Genomic DNA, 18,219 nt, shown 5'->3' with positions numbered 1-18,219 from the left:
TCCTTGACCGAGGATATCTCCACCATGCACATGCAATTGCTGTGAAGCATTTATCCGCCCTGAATTGGTTATCACCGAATTGCTGATATTTTGGCTGGTGATATTGACATCATCCCCCATGATCAAAGCACCAGCAGAAACAAAAGAAGCTCTCTCCTTTTCTGGAATGTAAAGCACAGGCACATAAACATCCATGCCCTTTACGCTTTGGCGTACATAAATCACCATCGGGGCTTCTAGAGAAGCCAATTGCTCTTCTGTTAAAGCCTCTCCAAAGGGGAGATTGTGTGTTTTTGCATATTCTGCCCCCACATCCAGCAAGTTTTTGACTTGTTCAATGGCATCACTTCCAGGAATAAAGGAACCCTTGCCCAAACCTTGACCAACAAGATCACGCATTTGTTTTTCAATCAGTTGCTTTTCGAAATAAGCATCCCCTAGGAAAAAAATCTCTCTGTCAGGATTGTAACCTATTCTGTTTAAATAATAGGCTGAGCCATAAAATTTGCCAACATCGAGGAATTCTGCCCGCGTTTCATAAATGAAATTCTGGTTGGGCAAACTGCCACCAACACCACCCGATTGAGGCTTTGGCAAAGGAAGCCCCTCAGAAAGTTCTCCTGCATTATTGAGATCCACTTTTGGTGTAAAGAGAGCACCAACCCCAGTCAAACCACTCAGTGCCTCCAGCGGATTGCCCCCAACCGCTTTTGCTTCAAAATGCGCATCTCCTGTAATCGAACCTTCTGCTGCCTTGTTGTTGAGTTGATCGACCACCAGATTCAAAGTGCCACCCGCTTGAACAAGACCAGGAACTGCATCAAGAGCTTCTGAGCCAATCTGGCGAAACGTGCCATTGGCTATATCTAAGGAAACATCGCGGCTTCCATCAGCTTTATAGCCATAACAATTATCCGTGTTTGCGTTGCAGCCCATATAGGTGTTTTTATAAATTGTTGCCCCTAAATTGGTCAGCACATCAGCGTGGATATCCGCATTCCCTCCTGCTTTTATAAGACTATAATGGTTGTCAATGTTATCAGCGTTAATAATGAGATTGCCACGAGATTGTATCATCCCAGAAACAGTAGGCTTATACAAAAACGCCTGCGTGACGGTCTCTTCGGTCATGTGTGACCAGTTTTTGTTTATTGACTCGAACCATCCTCCCTTCCACCTATCACCATTCCACACAAACTCTTCTATGTCTCCTTTTCGAGCATTATGTTTCCAAGTGAATGACTTATAGACTGTTCCATCTTTCAAAGTTGCCGTGCCATAGGTTCCTTCTTTGTTATTCCAAAGTTGTTGCTCAAATATAAAGTGTTTTGGACCTTCCACCCCATGCTTTCTCTTAGAAAGCTTTCCTTTTCCCCAACGATCCCAGCCCATATCATGATATAAAGGCCTACCATCGAGAAAATTATATTTGTCTGGTTGTTCGAATGCGATGACTTCTTCTTCAGTTTTTTCCGTGATGACAGGTGTGCTATCGGCTTCGTTTTTCAGACTGTTGGTTTGGATATTTAAGTTTCCGCCTGCTTGAATAAAGCCTGCTTTGTTAACAAGGGAAAGGCTTTTCCCTGTACCAGCCACATTGGTGAAAGATAAATCACCCTCTGCTAAAATGGCGCCAAAATCATTCAACAAAGCCCCATCAACTTGTAAAGCACCATTGCCCTTCACATAAATTAAACCCGTTTTGCTGTTCTTCGCATCACCCCTCACGCTAAAGGCTAAATCATGCCCTGCTGCCAATTGACCGCTATTTTCAAGCTCCTCTGTTTTGATGACAAAATCTCGTGCCGCTAAAACCGATGTGACCTATGCAAACGCATAAAAGTTTAAGTTCAAGAGAGAGCATGTCTGCTTGCGGCATGGGTATTAGCTTCTTCTCGGTTGCAGACGGCGCAACACCCATAGCACTATATTCATCGCGAAAGATGACATATCCGGCCACAAGGCTTACAATGATGTCAAACACACAAAGTGCTGCAATCAAACCATTATAGCCAGCCCCAGCTGCTACCCCTCGCAGGCTGGTTGCTTCTAAGAGATAACCACTAAGTGCCGCTCCCAAAAAGGCACCAATCTGCACCACTGTTTGCGTAATGCGGGAAGCCTTTTGAGCGCTAATATAACCTTTAAGCGCTAGTTTGGTATTATAAGTCTCGAGCGTACTTAAGATGATCAAAGAGAGATAACCGATAGAGATAGATACAGCAATAAAACCAAAAGGAGAATCAGCGTAATGAAAAAGAGCAATCAATATAAGGAGGCTATAGATGATGATCCGCCTTTTGTATAAATCTACTAACCTCAGCGAAGACTTAATGCGGACAAGCCCGCTTTTTTTCAAAAGATAGGGTGTAAGGGTTCCCAAAGCCATGGACACACCCAAGAAAACCGATGAAGATGTTATGCGATAAACGTTCCAAAGATTACTTAAGAATAGCACCATATCAGAAAGATAAAGCACAACAACAAGCCCATAAAACCGAAAAATCAGCTCTCTGCGCACGCCCCCCTCCACATATTTTAAAACACGCAATATGATGATCAGTATAGATATCGATTAACAACTAGTGCACGTATTGCTGAGTATGTCAAGTTTTTCGATAGAAGAATAATATAAGTCTGACCGTTAACATTTATCGTAGCGATAGCTCATTTTCGAGAGATTGAATAGCGAGGGTGGCTGGTGTTTTTGCTGCGCTTATTGCAAGCCATCTTACCAATAGTTTTTTCGTAAAAGTGATAATTTTGCGCACCATTTCATCTGCTAACAATACCGCAAAAATTTATGATCTAAAATGCGGTTTATAGCGCGCAAATCTACATACCAACATGATCTTTGAATTTCTTCAAAGTCGATCCTGCACGCTTTCCATAACCTTCAAACTTGGTATCAAGCTTATTACCCGTATATGCCCCACACAAAAAGCATACTTTGGAAAATTTTATAGATATAGCCAACAAAACGATAGATTTTGCAAAGGATAATATTTTTTAAAGTTATGAAATCAATAGTTATACGGGTGTAATTAAAAGAAAATTGCCAAAAATATCAGACGCAATATCATCGATATATTATATTGCACAAAATCATTAAAAACACGCTTAATGCTTTTTTGATATATAAAAAAGAAGGCACAAAGTGTGGGATGTTTTTATATACCAATTCTGCATTGAGGCAAAAAAAGAATACAAGGAAATCCTATATCTGAAAACATTCATAAAGATGGTCATACATTCATAAGTATGCACATGATCGACAAACACAATATTGAAGGTAGCACATCCTATATCTATGATAAAAACAGAAAAAATAAAAGAGTTCACTTGCAAGGGAACTTGAGAAGAGAATACCACTAGGTGATATGGAAATATACCATTCAGCTTCTGCAATTTCATCAATAAATGATGAAGACGGTTTAAGGGATTTAATGGTTATCGATTATAGATAAAGGATCCAATGAAAATTGCGATAACCGATAGAAAAACTGAAATGAGTGAATTTGAAAAAAACACTGGCTGTTTTGGGTGCTAAATTTTATTTCTTCAACACTTTAAATGAAGATGACTTTCCTGACAAAATTCTGGAAAGAGGTTGATGTCTTATTAATTTTGCATACAAAAATAACAAAGAAAACAGCCAAGAAATTATCTAAGTGTAAATAGCAGTACGCTTCGGTATCAAGTATGACCAAGCAGATTATGAAGCGCTTAAAAAACACAGCGTTGAATTGACTAATAACCCTTCTTATTGTACAGATGGAGTAACTGACACTGACTTAACCATAATTTTGGAGGGTTGCAGACAAATCTCCAAACGTAATGATTTGGCAAAAAACACCATAAAATATAGCAAGAAAACAATCTTAAAAAACATTCTGTCAAAAGTATAAAACCATTGGATTGAGTAAAATCAGAAAAGCAACACGAGAATGGTTAAAACCTTTTGGATCTAAAGTGATTATTTATGATCTATATATTGGTGAAAATCTTGCCTCATCTTTCAACTTCAAACTTTTCGAAGATATTGATTGCCTTCTAGAAGAATCTGATGTAGCATCACTACACTGCTCTCTTACAAAAAGACAACAGAAATGATTAATTCAGAATTTCTCAAAAGATGAAGAAAAACGCTATTTTAGTGAACACAGCGAGGGGTAAAATTCTGAGTGATTTTGGTTGTTTAGAAAACCATCTAAAGGTGAAGCCTGAGTTCCATATGCTTGTTAATGCTTTACCTATGGAACCACCAAGTAGCGACCCTCTCATTAAAGCTTGGAGAAACAATGCTAAGTGGCTGTCGTTAAGGTTAATAATTCACCCACACAACGCATATTTTTCAGAAAACTCACATATCGATATGAGAAAAGATGTTGTTTTCACAATTATATCTTGCTTATACAAAAGAAAATGAAAGACTTGGTGGTCTCCTATGATTAATAACATTTACTGCGTTGGACGCAATTATGTTGAACATGCTCATGAACTAGGCAATGTTGTTGAAGATAAACCCGTTATATTTAGCAAACCGAACAGTTCACTCATCTTAGGAAATAAAATTTATCTCCCTGATTTTTCTAAAGAAATTCATTTTGAGACTGAAATTGTGCTCAAAATCTCAAAGGACGCTTTCATGGTCACGGAGGCAAAAGCAGAAGGATGCTATGATGCCGTAGCAATAGGTCTTGATCTCACAGCGCGGGATTTGCAAACAAAACTGAAAGAAAAAAAGCTTCCTTGGCTTTTATCGAAAGGATTTAAAGGCGCCGCATACGTCTCTGACTTCATAAACAAGGAAAAAATAAACAACCCAATAACCTTTGCAATGAAGCTGAATGGCGAAACAAGACAAGTTGGCAATACGAAAAATATGATCTTTAGCTTTGAGAAGATAATATCATTTTTAAGTCACTACATTCAGCTAAAATGTGGTGATCTCATATACACAGGTACTCCACAGGGTGTAGGAAAACTTTCTAAGTTTGATAAAATAGAATTATATCTCGAAGATAAATTAATTTCAGAGTTAGAAGTAAAATGAATCATCAAATACTCACCTTTTTTATTGCTTCATTTTTTTAGTCATCTCACCAAATCTGAATATGGCCCTTATCATCGATAAGGCAACGAGACTTGGAAAAGAGAACGCGTTTGCGAACGTTTGGGGATTGTGTACAGCAACATATGTGCATGAGTCACTTTCCATATTAAGTGTATCAGCACTCATTCTCAACAAGACGCTGTTTTTTTAGTAAAACTCATGGGTGGTGGCTATTTATTATATATGGGAGTTAAATAGATTAAATCTGGAATAAACAGCTTAAATTCAAAAAAATATCAAAGAATGAAAAGCATTCTGTAGGTAAACAAAGTTTTTCACCAGCTATATGGACAGTTTTCTGACACAAATATTAAACCCCAAAGTATCAATATTTTATATAGCAGACTTTCCAAAATTCTTGACTTCTGGCAGTAGCATTAAAAATGCTTTTAACTTGTAACAATACATTCCCTCAACATATTTACATGGTTTACTTTAATGACCATTTTTATATCATTTGCTAGCGCCATTTTAAAAAAGCAACGCGTAAAAGGATATATAGCGACAGGGACAGTTTTATCTCTGTTTTCTTTTTTCATTTTCTTTGGATAACTTCATTTATCGATAATAAGTCACACAGCCGATAGACAAATCTCTCTATGATTTTGCTTTCCTATCGCTGTTAATATCGACATCTTTGCTCCCACAAAAGCTCATACTACGACTAATTCTTCCTCGTTTTTTCTGTATAATTGAACTATGAGTTAACTTAACGTACTTTTCTAATTTTAATAAATTAAAATTCAGTATAGTCTATTTGATGATGTTTTGAGCTATCACATTTACCTCACCATCACCCAAAAGCGCTACAAATTGCAGATTATAAGCGCTGGAAAACTCCTAGCAGTCTTTCATCTCATAGCTATCTCTCATACTGATTCAGATAATCAAAGTAATTCAAAACAACATCAAAACAATGAGATTAAATTGACCAATCCACCCCTCTCCGTTGAAAATAATGCTGGAATTTCTATTAAAACTTTCACTGATAGTTACATTAAAGATATGAATTTATCAATCAATACAGTTAATCTCAACAATTTGGAGACCCATACTGACATTTTATGAGCAGCTGATACTTTTTTTGAAAGACAAAAAATTTTAAGGTGATACCCAACGGTACCTTCACGTTAAACGCAAATCATTTCACTTCAGAAAGAAAAAAAATTGCAAAAGATAGAAATGTATACTTTTGATCTGAAAAACAACATGACATGGACCTTGAAGACCAGTCCACAGGAAAAAATAAGAATGGAAAACTGCTTATATCATCCAAAGATCACATTTTGATATTTTTGTGCTTAATCTCGATAATAGCTCTATTATTTTTGAAAGATCGACAAAAGAGCATTACCAAACATTGCATATAGAAAACCTAAAAACACAGCAATCCACAACATAACGAGAAATGTACAGATTCACTTAAATACCTCATGGAGTGATGGCACTGCAATAAATTTGCAAAAAACTGATCAACTTCTCATTCACAGTAATTTTTCAGGCTCCACAGCAGCTTATGTCACAAAATGTGAAGGAAATAATTTAAAGCAAAAACTTATGCTTCTTCAAATGCGCGTAATCTTACACTTAATTCAAATATCTAGAAATGCAAAACAGGACTATTCTAAACCTATAAACCTCTACATCACAAGATATGTTGCACCGGATAAATATCTGCTGCGTGCCTATAACTAAAATCAAACCAAAAGCAAGCCAATATTGAACAAAATCTTTTTGATAAAAAGAAGAAAAAAATTCTAGAATTTCCATTTGCAACCTGAAATTCTTACTTTCAATCTTCGCTATAATGCAACAGCACACACACTGTTGTGTAACAAATGGCTAACTACCTTATCTACCAAACGTGCCTTTAGCCGATATGAGAACATCAATCTCGAAAAAATGAAGAAAAAAACAGATCATTCCTCTACATTTACGGAAATATAGGAACTTTATCTTCTAAGCAGGATCCTCTTAAATATGGTTATGGTGCTGATATCCACTATACTGCTCTACAAGGTAGTATCGCATTAGCTGTGATTAAAGGACAAAACACCACAACTCACTTTGGTTTTTTAGATACCTATTGGCAAGCGTTTTTTACCCCCCGAAGGATACATTTGCATGGTCAACGCAAAACTTTCGCAAGATTTTGCCAAACGGTGTAAATACATGAGAAGACTTCTTATTCACAACTGTAAAATAAAAGATTCTGTAAACTTCTCACTTCCTTTGTAACAAAGAAAGTAACTGCCTTCCACTTATAATACCAATAAAACGATTGTGGAAATCATTTAAAATTTTCTGTCATTGGAGACTTTTTCTTCAGTAAGATGGCAGCTCTATAATTTATTAGACATAACGACTGAGGATAAAAGACTCTCTTTATTATGACATCAAAAACAATTATAGGACATATAAACGGGTAGGATTTTCTATAACCCATGATGTTCCTTAAAACTGTTAAGACAGCTTAACAATGCCTGCCATAATAACACTAAGTCTTCTTATCAACCATTTATCGGCCATCTCAGCGATAACTTAAAACTTTGTAAAATATCTGTTGCGTTGTTGTGGAATAGATATTCTTGTCAGTTAGATATTCTTTATTGGTTATCCACATGAAATCATAAAAAACGTTTTTCCCCCTTTACTCCTCATTTATATCATGCTTCGATACAGAGGATTACTTTTTTCAGTGTAATTTTGAATTTTAAATAATTAAAGGGAACCTCAAAAAATGAATTATAAACAAACTTTAAAAAATAATCCTCAGGAGAAGTTACAACGTGGATTAGATAACCGTCACGTACAACTTATAGCCCTCGGTGGAGCTATCGGAACGGGTCTCTTCATGGGATCAGGAAAAACAATTAGCGTAGCAGGCCCGTCCATCATACTTGTTTATGCTATTATCGGTTGTGCCTTATACTTTGTAATGCGTGCTATGGGAGAATTATTGCTTTCTAATTCACAATATCGGTCTCTTATTGATTTTTCAACCGATATGCTAGGACCAGGAATTGCTTTTTTTGTCGGCTGGAGCTATTGGTTAAGCTGGGTTGTAACTGGAGCCGCGGATATTATTGCAATCATCGCTTATACGCACTTTTGGTGGCCAGAACTCAACCCATGGATTATCGTCTTCTCCTGCATTATCTTCTTTTTAACCCTTAATCTCCTTGCTGTAAAATTTTTCGGTGAACTTGAATTCTGGTTTGGTCTTATCAAAGTCATAGCAATTGTAGCATTAATTATTGTTGGGTTTTATATGATCGCTACTGGCTTCACCTCTCCAAATGGTACTGTTGCCTCTCTCGGTCATGTATGGAATGGTGGAGATATATTTCCTCGGGGAGTTGCAGGTTTTTTTGCCGGATTTCAAATTGCTATTTTTTCTTTTGTTGGTATAGAGATTGCCGGAACAACTGCTGCTGAAGTCAAAGAACCTAAAAAAGTTCTACCAAGAGCAATTAATGCAATACCAGTTCGTATTGTACTGTTTTATATCTTTTCTCTCGCTGTGATTATGTCAGTCACACCTTGGGATCAAGTTATTCCAGAGAAAAGCCCCTTTGTCTCGATGTTTTGGCTTGCTGGCATTCCGATAGCTGCTGGTTTGGTAAATTTTGTTGTTCTCACCTCTGCTGCTTCTTCAGCAAATAGCGGTATTTTTTCTACCAGCCGCATGATATATGGGCTCGCAACACAAAAAGGTGCACCTCGCCTTTTGGGAAAACTTTCTAAACACCATGTTCCAGCCAATGCCCTATTCTTTTCTTGCTTATGTATTTTATTAGGATACACAGTTGCGTCACTATCTCCAAGCATCATAAGTGCTTTTACAATTGTGACAAGCATTTCAGCTATTGCATTTTTATTCGTATGGTCTGTAATCTTGGTTAGCTATATTGTGTATCGTCGTAATCATCCTCAACTGCATACTGAATCTATCTACAAAATGCCAGGAGGTACTGTCATATGCTGGGTTATTTTAGCTTTTTTTGCTTTCATGGTCTATCTGTTAACATTAGAACCTGATACTCTAACAGCTTTAAAATACGGTATAGTATGGTTTATTCTCTTAGGTGTAATGTATTTCCTGTTTATAAGAAAAAAAGCTGCTCAAGATAAAAAATAAAATCTATGCCCGAAGGGCATATCAAAAAGGGTAATCAAAGTTACCCTTTTTTACATACAGCATAAAAGTTATTTGCTTAATATTTCATATGAACCTTAATTACGCTCTTTATCAACCAAAGCATTAGACTTTATCCAAGGCATCATGGAACGGAGCTTTTTGCCAACTTCTTCAATAGGATGGCTATCATTTAAACGACGCATGCTTTTAAAATGAGCAGCACCAGCTTTATATTCTTGAATCCAATTCGATGTAAATTTACCTGTCTGAATATCTTTCAAAATACGCTTCATTTCTGCTCTCGTTTTATCCGTAATCACACGCGGACCAGACATATATTCACCCCATTCAGCTGTATTGGAAATCGAATAATTCATATTTGCAATGCCACCTTCATACATGAGATCAACAATCAGTTTAACCTCATGTAAACACTCAAAATAAGCCATTTCCGGTGCATAACCTGCTTCCGTTAGTGTTTCATACCCTGCTCGGATCAGCTCAACAAGACCACCACAGAGAACGGCTTGTTCACCAAAAAGATCAGTTTCGCACTCTTCTTTAAATGTCGTTTCAATCACTCCGGCACGTCCACCACCAAGACTACACGCGTAAGACAACGCTACATCATGAGCATGCCCTGAAGCATCCTGTGCAACAGCAATTAAGCAAGGAACGCCACAACCACGTTGATATTCATTACGAACTGTATGACCTGGACCTTTAGGAGCAATCATCACGATATCAATTGTTTTTTTAGGTTCAATTAAGCCAAAATGAATACTCAAACCATGCGCAAAGGCAATCACAGCCCCATCACGTAAATTCTCATGAATATGCTCTTTATAAATATCAGCTTGTAACTCATCTGGTGTTGCCATCATAATAAGATCAGCCCATTTTGCTGCTTCAGCAACACTCATAACCTCAAAACCATCCATCGTAGCCTTTTTAGCTGTTGCCGATTCTGAGCGCAAAGCAATCTGTACATTTTGAACACCAGAATCTTTCAGATTTAAAGCATGCGCACGCCCTTGTGAACCATAACCAACAATAGCCACTTTTTTGCCTTTAATTAAATTAACATCCGCATCACGATCATAATAAACACGCATAGAAATACTTCCTCTCTACATTTAAACTGAATTTAAGCTTATTTTGATTGAATGAAAATTACTTTAAGTGTTTCACACACTATAAATAATAAAAACACCGCTTATAATAACACAGTAATTGAACAATCTTTCAAAATTTATATATTTCATAAAAAACTATGCTCCCCCAAAGCTTCCAAAAACATAACAAAACCCCCCACTAGAATTCAGCGACTATTCTACAAAAACTGCATATTATGTAAAATAACACTTCTGAAAAAAAATCCTCTCCTAAGATTCTTCTTCTGCATAATGAACCACTGTATTCTTAAAATAAAGACACACTGTACGGTTTTTAACATGAACTAAATCAAAATGGATAGCAAGAAAAATTGTAAAATAAGGGGGAGCCTTTTTATAGTTGAGCGCAAAAACACAATTTTACCTCTCTTATGATAAAGAATACTCTTCATGCAACTCTCAATTTCGACACCCGCGTTATGTATGAAATCTCATATTTTTGTTAGATAAGAATGCAATCTTATAAAACATCTGTCTTTAGAAAAAGTCCCAAGCAAACGCTGCTTAAAAATTATAAACGCATCATAATTATTCTCATCACTTCTTTGTCACAACAAATCTAAAGTTTTTCCATTCTTCCTGAAAACATTCACTCAAACTTATATAAATCTTGTATTTCTGATAAAATCATCCGCTGTTTTTCTGCTTCTTTAAAGTAAGTTGCACCAAAGCTAACGAGCTCTGTCCATAACTTTTTTTATAGGCTAATATGGAAAAATCATTGCCAATTGTTTTAAATTGAGCACAGCACTCTCGTTTCTACCATAATGCATACCGCAAGCAGTATTTATATCTAAGCCAACATATACAAAATTGTTTTTTTAAGACAAACGAACAGCACTTTATAAAAATTTACCCTCCTATAGAAAAGAAAAAAGGTTACACTAGTAACCGAATGAAACGCTGAACAGTGTCATGCATTCCATACTCTAACGCATCAGCAATAAGGCCATGGCCAATAGACACTTCATCAAGCCAAGGAATACGGTTAACAAGAACAGGAAGATTCATAATTGTTAGATCATGCCCTGCATTAACACCTAATTGCAGCTCTTTAGCTCTTCTTGCTGCTAAAACAAGCTTATTTAACTCCTGATCTTGCATTTCCTTATCCTTAAACGCACCACCGTAAGGCCCAGTATAAAATTCCACACGATCAGCACCAATCACTTCAGCAATATCAAGACCATCTACAGTAGGATCAGCAAATAATGACACACGAATTTTTTTTTCTTTCAAACGCTTAATAATAGGTGCTAAAAATTCTGCATCTTGAAAAAAATTCCAACCATGATCAGAAGTTGACTGAGCTGGATCATCAGGAACAAGAGTAATCTGATCCGCATATTTTTCCGCTACATCCAAAAATCTATCGCTTGGATAACCTTCGATATTGAATTCAGCAGTAGGAAACGTATTGTTTATTAAACAATGTATATCTGGCAAATCAGCAAAACGAATATGCCTTTCATCAGGTCTCGGATGAACCGTTAAACCAGCAGCACCAGCTTTAAGTGCTATATGCCCAATATTCTTGATATTTGGCCACGGTAGATTACGCCGATTGCGTAAAACAGCAATAGCATTAAGATTAACCGAAAGCTTCACTGCCATGCACAGCTCCTATTTTCTGTATATAATTCTAAAATCAGAAAAAGATACATTCACCAGCACAATTTTAAAGAATAAATTTTCCTATCGAACAATTGTTAATCGCTCTGCCGCACGCGTAATTCCCGTATAAAGCCAGCGCGCATACATATCACGAAATGCAAAACTTTCATCAAATAAAACCACGTTATCCCATTGAGATCCTTGCGCTTTATGAACAGTTAATGCATACCCATAATCAAAATCATCATACCTTTTTTTTAATTGCCATGAAATCTCATTATCAGGGTTATCAAATACTGCTTTTAAAAGCTTAATCTTTGCCACCCCACGCTCGCTTTCTTCTGGTTTAACGAGAAGATTAATTCCCAGTTTAACCGTTTCCTTCTGTGAAGTCATCACTTTCCATAAAGAACCATTCAACAAACCTTTAGCAGGATCATTACGCAAACATACAAGTTTATCACCCGCTTGTGGATAATCTGCTGTAAACCCCTTCAGCACACGTAAACGTTTATTATAAAGGTGACGTGTTCGGTTCACCCCTACCAACACTTGATCAGCATCCAAAACCAATTGTTGATCCACCTCTTTACGCGTAACAACGCGAGCTGTACCATAATCACCATAAGCAATATCGCGTCCTTGGCGCACATTCATAGCGAGACGAACGATCGGATTATCACGCGCTTGCCGATGAATTTCTGAAAGAAGAAAATCTGGTGTGCCATTGGAAAAAAAACCTCCTCCTGATATAGGAGGCAACTGACCTGGATCACCAAGAACAAGAATTGGTGTCCGAAAACTCATCAAATCACGCGCTAATTGCTCGTCGACCATCGAACACTCATCAACAATGATAAGTTTAGCTTGCGCAGCAGCACTTTTTCGATTCAATGCAAATGTCGGTGCAATAGACTTTTTTCCTGTTACCTCATCGGAAATTTCTTCTTCTCCACGCGGACAATAAATCAATGAATGAATAGTACAAGCATTACTCGCACCTTTAGAACGCAAAACTTGTGCCGCTTTGCCCGTAAACGCAGCAAATTGGACAGAACCATCAACTGTTTCAGCAAAATGACGAGCAAGTGTCGTCTTCCCTGTCCCCGCATAGCCAAAGAGACGAAAAAGCGGAGAACGCCCCTCTCTCAACCACGTAGCAACAGCCTTCAAGGCATTATCCTGTTCCGGTGAAAACTGCATAGTTTATCAAAATAAGATTCGCATAAAAAGAGCAAGTGTTTTGAAAATAAAAACACTATCAAGAAAAGTTTTTGTCGTTACGAATTTCTGATACACAGCCATCTTACTACTTTCACAGCACAATGATCAATTATTTACCCATCGCTTTTTCAAAATATTGTAACAATCTAAATTTTATCTATACATCGATCTTCTTGGTAACACCTTGATACTTATCAAATATAATTTTTTACAACAGTAACACCAACAATGGAATATGCATATCTTAAATTTAAAATAACACTTGTATACGCTTTTTCTAACCAAAATTTAGAATGAGAGAAAAAGAACATCGCAATTGCAAAACCATCGCTCGAAAAAATGTCCTTAACAGGATAAAAATAATGTAATTTTATGAACACTATTTTACACAACCAATCAGCTTTCTTGCACATAAAAATAAAATACAACCACTATTAAGAAATAATAATTAAATATATCAAAAACCTTTTGGCAGAAATAAAAACAGCTTTCAATAAAACTACTTAATCCTATGATGATACACCTATAAAGTTCCTATTCTCCTCTTACCATAATTTTAATAAATTCACTCTTCATGCTATGAATAAGTTATATCTCAACGAATAAAGAGAGATATCACGCTTATATGAAGCACGCCTTATCTCGCACAAATATGTAGCTTTTTCTGTTTCTACAATAAAATCTGGTTCGTAAGTATGGACTTCTTGGTAATCTATTATAAGAAAACTGGGACATGGTTTCAGTCCAGCGTAGCACTTCAGGTTCGTCCTCTAGAATATAAGAAAAGCACAATTCTTCATCTACTGAGTCAAACTTTTTCTTTTTGTCTCAATGTTTTAAAGTTTATAAAAACTAACTGATTAATGCTATTCTTATTGCTAGAAATAACAATAAAATCAAGGGGTATAATTTGTTAATAGGCTTGGCATTATGACAAAATATCAGCGGTGAGATTACTTTTTGGTTGTTTTAGAAATGAAATAATGCATCAAATATTGATGAATGAAACGGGAGGTTTAAATTGAAAATATTAATTCCAGATGACTATCAAAAAGCCACCCTAACTTTACAGTCTATTACAAAATTAATGAAATCGCATGAAGTGCTGGTTATAAATAATTTAGCTAAAGAATGTGATTTAGAAGATAAGCTCAAAGAGATAGATATTCTTATCTTAATCAGAGAGCGAACTATAGTTGATAGAAATCTTCTCCTGAAACTGCCAAATTTAAAATTAATCTGCCAAACAGGCCCTATAGGTTCACATATTGATATAGAAGCTTGTAGAGACTTAGGAATTGAAATATTAGACGGTGGTGGAGATCCAACTTCTGCTGCTGAATTTGCGTGGCTCTTAATTATGTCTGCGCGTAGAAAACTCTGTGAATCTGTGTCTGACATGAAAAAAGGACGATGGCAAACAACATTTGGCAACCAAATGAAAGGGGCTACTCTTGGAATATTCGGGTTTGGGCGTATTGGTAAAATGGTTGCTCACTATGCTCAAGCTTTTGGCATGTCCATTTTGGTTTATGGGAGCGAGCGTTCAACGAAAGAAGCAAAAAATTTAGGTTATCATTTTACGCATTCAAAAGATGAATTTTTTACACGTCCTGACATTATATCCGTACATTTACGTTTAAGCGATAAAACCAGAGGAATCATTCAATTAGATGATCTATTGAGCATGAAACCTCATGCTATTTTTGTCAACACAGCACGTTCAGCTTTGGTTGAAAAAGGGGCGATAGAAAAAATACTAAGTTTGGAAAATTCAACTTACTTTGCCCTAGATGTTTATGACAACGAGCCAGTATATGAGAGCAAATTATTGCAATCAGACAGAGTTCTTTGCACACCGCATCTGGGCTATGTGACTGGAGAAAGCTTTGAAAATTATATTGAAAAAGCTTGCCAAAATATAGCTTCTTTTATGAAGAGCGCTTAATGCCGGCTAAGCCAATGTTTGTAAAATTTATCTTATATCGCTAGCGTATTAAATTTGCACTACACATAACAGCTTATTTCTTTAAATTAAGCATATTCCTTAGCTTTAATATTAATACCAATCGTATTGACAGATTTTTATGTAATCCGCATAAAATAACTAATTTATTGTTACAATCATTATTAAAAAAAGCTACTTCATTGGAATACACTTTAATTGGAGGGGGCAGAGTGAGCAATAATAAATTTATAGGAAAAAATTATTATAGATGGATTATATTGCTTGTTGCCACTATCGCTCAAGCATCAGCCTGCTTCTTTGTTCAAGGGATTGGTCCTTTAGCTGAATTTTTTAAGAAGGATTTCTCGCTTAGTGACTCTCAGATAGGTTTGCTGTCTTCAGCAGCGCAATTCCTGCCTATTATTGGGTTACTTGTAGCTGGCGAATTACTAGACAAGTTTAACGAGCGCTATATTGTTGGAGTTGGCGCGGTCGGCGTTTCTGTCGCTCTTTTGTTGGGAGCAATCGCAGATAACTATATTTCCCTTTTGATCTGTTTGCTAATTGTAGGGGGATTTTATAGTTCTGCTCAACCCGGTGGCGCTAAATCTGTTTCTTCATGGTTTCCACAATCGCAACGCGGATTTGCAATGGGAATAAGGCAAGCGGGGCTACCATTAGGTGGAGCATTAGCTGGGATAGTTCTTCCTGCTAGTGCGTTTGTCTATGGTATACAAGGTGCGTTTTTGGTCGGTGCCATAGTTTCTTTTTTAGGTGGATGTATATTTATTATTTTTTATCACTCGCCAGCAAAAGTTGTAGCTATCGTTCCAGAAAGCAAGGCAAGAGTTTCGTTCTATGCAAATGTAAGGTCTCGTCTTGCGATGTTGGCTGCGCCGCATATGAAGAATATTATTTTTTCAGGCGTTTCACTTGTGATCGTTCAATATGTTTTAACCATTTTTATAACGATTTATTTTTATAGAATCTATCACCTGTCTTTAGATAAAAGTGCTTATTTGTTTTTTGTTTCACAGGCTTCTGGTGCCTTAGGAAGAATTATTTTAGCAGCGTGGAGTGATCATTGTAGAAAAGGACGATTTTTTCCTGTCTTGTTTTGCATGATTGCAGTCGTTTTTGGATTTTTAATATTAATTTTGGGCATGAGTGGATCCATAATTTATTTAACTATTTTATCTGCTTGGTTAGGTTTTTTTGGATTAGGATGGTATGGCCCTTGGGTTGCTTATATTGTAGACTCTTCGCCGAAAGAAAGCGTTGGCTTTTCTCTGGGGTTAGCAATGTCTGTAAATCAAATCGCAATTATTACCGCTCCACCATTATTTGGATTAATCCAAGATTTTACAGACACTTATTTACTAACATGGCTGATTTTAATTTTAATTATTGTTTTTTCACTTTTCTTAATAAAAAAAGTAGGGAAATATAATTGGGGAGGAAATTATAATGATAAATGAAAATACTTTTGAATTGAACAATGGCGAAAGAGACAAACTTTGGGAGGCTTCAGACCATGTTATTTATGATCCATACAGTGGTATTGAATATTCGGTTGAGCTAAAAAAACAGCATTTTCGCTGCTACCACATAAAATATTGACAATTCTTATAAAGCAAAAGGTGTCTATTGCTCCTAGGCCATATTTAATCTTTGAAAACCTTCCAATTGATAGACAAATTAATACGTTACCTAATCCTTATAATTTAGATGCGTCTTGTAAAAGTGGCTATATTAGCGAAAATTTAATTATGATGTTTTCTTTATTAATCGGAGAGTCTTATTCAATTAAGTTTGAAGGCAAACATATAGTAAATAACCTAGTTCCTTTAGAGGATAATAAAAAAGATTATACAGGATTAGGATCTGACGTTGAGTTAGATTTTCATATAGAAAATGCTGCACTAAAATTTATAACGGGTTTTAATTTATCTCCTAAAAGGATACTTTTATCTGGTATTCGCAATGAAGTTGATGGCCCGTTAACGAGAAGATCTGTTGCACATTTAGCTTTAAAACTTTTAAGTGAGAAAGATTTGAGTAGCTTAAGGGATAATTTATATATAATTAATGTTCCCTATAGATAGAGAAAAAATGGGGTAACCTCTACAAGTAAAGTGCCCCTAGTTCAAGGGGACGGTGAATTCCCAGATATCAGCGCTGTTTTTTATCCGGGCATGTTAGAGCCACAGTAAAAAAAAGCCAAAGAAGCTTTAGATCATTTTTATGAAGCTATTAAGGCTGTATCTTTTGGAATTGATGTACAACCAGGAAGATTATTATACATCGATAACAGAATGGCTCTACACTCTAGAGATAAATTTTTGGGATCATTTGATAGTTATGAAAATCCAATGCGGTGGATTCAAAGAGTATTTGTGTCTGCAGATTTATGGAATCATAGATATGTAGAACAAATAAAAGAAAGAGTATTTGATTTTCAATGTTAATGTCCTGATAATGATATGATGTTGAGTATTATTCTGGTTTATATATATATTGACTACACATCTCATATGTATAGACTTCTCCCGCATAATCAGGTGAGGTTACTACCTAACTATAAGCTATGGTGGCCAATTGATTTTCTATGGCTGCATTTGATCTTTGTTGTTTTTTCCCTTCCTTTCAAGCCGCTAAGGGGATTCTCCTATCAAGCCCTTGAAAGAGCGATTTGGAGTAATTTCATAATGCGAAACCAAAACATAGTGACAAACTATTGTTTTCATAGGCATGACGGTTTGCATGGCTGCCCCCTTCAAGCACGGTGGCTTTTTTCTTGCACGATGGAATCTTTCATATATGAGACAACATAATTAATTTATAACAGATAATTCAATATATTATCTAAAAAATGCAACGAAATAGCTATTAATGTGAACATATGAATTTAAAAAACAAACATCGCGTACAAATAAATTCAAACATAATTGCACACGACTTATAACATTTTTTAGATGAACAAATAATAATACACCCCCTC

Annotated in this window: 13 protein-coding genes and 1 pseudogene; 9 read left to right on the top strand and 5 right to left on the bottom strand. The window is 36.1% G+C overall.

Annotated features, from left to right (window positions below; genetic code table 11):
- Both GQO39_RS02390 and GQO39_RS02385 read right to left on the bottom strand, forming a co-directional pair.
- A pseudogene (locus tag GQO39_RS02390) lies at positions 1–1,758 on the bottom strand (hemagglutinin repeat-containing protein); the annotation flags it as partial.
- Positions 1,759–1,771: 13 nt separating this feature from the next.
- Positions 1,772–2,521: a hypothetical protein gene (locus GQO39_RS02385; RefSeq protein ID WP_246668506.1), complete on the bottom strand. Its 750-nt coding sequence runs from the start codon at positions 2,519–2,521 to the stop codon at positions 1,772–1,774.
- A 683-nt stretch (positions 2,522–3,204) separates the two neighbouring features.
- Between GQO39_RS02385 and GQO39_RS09450 the strand changes: the two genes are divergently transcribed.
- The 5 genes from GQO39_RS09450 to GQO39_RS02350 all read left to right on the top strand — a co-directional run bounded on the left by GQO39_RS09450 (position 3,205) and on the right by GQO39_RS02350 (position 9,257).
- Complete coding sequence (locus GQO39_RS09450) at positions 3,205–3,375, top strand: 2OG-Fe dioxygenase family protein (RefSeq protein WP_156850791.1); 171 nt, start codon at positions 3,205–3,207, stop codon at positions 3,373–3,375.
- Positions 3,376–3,918: 543 nt separating this feature from the next.
- On the top strand, positions 3,919–4,113 hold the full coding sequence (locus tag GQO39_RS09100; RefSeq protein WP_246668505.1) for an NAD(P)-dependent oxidoreductase: 195 nt from the start codon (positions 3,919–3,921) through the stop codon (positions 4,111–4,113).
- Between the two features lie 334 nt (positions 4,114–4,447).
- Positions 4,448–5,056, top strand: a complete 609-nt coding sequence (locus tag GQO39_RS02365) for a fumarylacetoacetate hydrolase family protein (protein WP_156850785.1) — start codon at positions 4,448–4,450, stop codon at positions 5,054–5,056.
- An 873-nt stretch (positions 5,057–5,929) separates the two neighbouring features.
- Positions 5,930–6,184: a hypothetical protein gene (locus tag GQO39_RS02355; RefSeq protein WP_156850784.1), complete on the top strand. Its 255-nt coding sequence runs from the start codon at positions 5,930–5,932 to the stop codon at positions 6,182–6,184.
- A 1,672-nt stretch (positions 6,185–7,856) separates the two neighbouring features.
- Positions 7,857–9,257: an amino acid permease gene (locus tag GQO39_RS02350; RefSeq protein ID WP_156850783.1), complete on the top strand. Its 1,401-nt coding sequence runs from the start codon at positions 7,857–7,859 to the stop codon at positions 9,255–9,257.
- Positions 9,258–9,352: 95 nt separating this feature from the next.
- Here the strand turns inward: GQO39_RS02350 and ilvC are convergent, their stop codons facing one another.
- The 3 genes from ilvC to GQO39_RS02335 form a co-directional block, all read right to left on the bottom strand.
- Positions 9,353–10,372 carry a ketol-acid reductoisomerase gene (ilvC, locus tag GQO39_RS02345; protein WP_156850782.1) on the bottom strand — a complete coding sequence of 340 codons (1,020 nt, stop codon included), beginning with the start codon at positions 10,370–10,372 and terminating at the stop codon, positions 9,353–9,355.
- Between the two features lie 939 nt (positions 10,373–11,311).
- Positions 11,312–12,046 carry a pyridoxine 5'-phosphate synthase gene (locus GQO39_RS02340; protein WP_156850781.1) on the bottom strand — a complete coding sequence of 245 codons (735 nt, stop codon included), beginning with the start codon at positions 12,044–12,046 and terminating at the stop codon, positions 11,312–11,314.
- An 81-nt stretch (positions 12,047–12,127) separates the two neighbouring features.
- Positions 12,128–13,249, bottom strand: a complete 1,122-nt coding sequence (locus tag GQO39_RS02335) for an ATP-dependent DNA helicase (protein WP_156850780.1) — start codon at positions 13,247–13,249, stop codon at positions 12,128–12,130.
- A 1,042-nt stretch (positions 13,250–14,291) separates the two neighbouring features.
- On the opposite strand from GQO39_RS02335, the gene GQO39_RS02330 reads away from it, so the two are divergent.
- The 4 genes from GQO39_RS02330 (at position 14,292) to GQO39_RS09090 (ending at position 17,686) form a co-directional block, all read left to right on the top strand.
- Positions 14,292–15,218 carry a D-2-hydroxyacid dehydrogenase family protein gene (locus GQO39_RS02330; RefSeq protein ID WP_156850779.1) on the top strand — a complete coding sequence of 309 codons (927 nt, stop codon included), beginning with the start codon at positions 14,292–14,294 and terminating at the stop codon, positions 15,216–15,218.
- A gap of 230 nt (positions 15,219–15,448) precedes the next feature.
- Entirely contained in the window at positions 15,449–16,696 is a 1,248-nt protein-coding gene (locus GQO39_RS02325; protein ID WP_156850778.1) for an MFS transporter, read from the top strand.
- A gap of 162 nt (positions 16,697–16,858) precedes the next feature.
- Positions 16,859–17,323: a hypothetical protein gene (locus tag GQO39_RS09095; protein ID WP_246668504.1), complete on the top strand. Its 465-nt coding sequence runs from the start codon at positions 16,859–16,861 to the stop codon at positions 17,321–17,323.
- 147 nt (positions 17,324–17,470) lie between these two features.
- Complete coding sequence (locus tag GQO39_RS09090) at positions 17,471–17,686, top strand: hypothetical protein (protein ID WP_308418498.1); 216 nt, start codon at positions 17,471–17,473, stop codon at positions 17,684–17,686.
- The last annotated feature ends 533 nt before the right edge of the window (positions 17,687–18,219 follow it).

Source organism: Bartonella refiksaydamii (genome assembly GCF_902652675.1).
Lineage (GTDB): Bacteria > Pseudomonadota > Alphaproteobacteria > Rhizobiales > Rhizobiaceae > Bartonella > Bartonella refiksaydamii.
The sequence above is the reverse complement of the archived record's forward strand: the minus strand, read 5'-3'. Positions and strand labels throughout refer to the sequence as shown.

Excerpts from the sequence above, each read along its gene's own strand:
- ilvC (WP_156850782.1), bottom strand. The coding sequence starts at position 10,372 with ATGCGTGTTTATTATGATCGTGATGCGGATGTTAATTTAATTAAAGGC.
- GQO39_RS02340 (WP_156850781.1), bottom strand. The coding sequence starts at position 12,046 with ATGGCAGTGAAGCTTTCGGTTAATCTTAATGCTATTGCTGTTTTACGC.
- GQO39_RS02335 (WP_156850780.1), bottom strand. The coding sequence starts at position 13,249 with ATGCAGTTTTCACCGGAACAGGATAATGCCTTGAAGGCTGTTGCTACG.
- GQO39_RS02365 (WP_156850785.1), top strand. The coding sequence starts at position 4,448 with ATGATTAATAACATTTACTGCGTTGGACGCAATTATGTTGAACATGCT.
- GQO39_RS02350 (WP_156850783.1), top strand. The coding sequence starts at position 7,857 with ATGAATTATAAACAAACTTTAAAAAATAATCCTCAGGAGAAGTTACAA.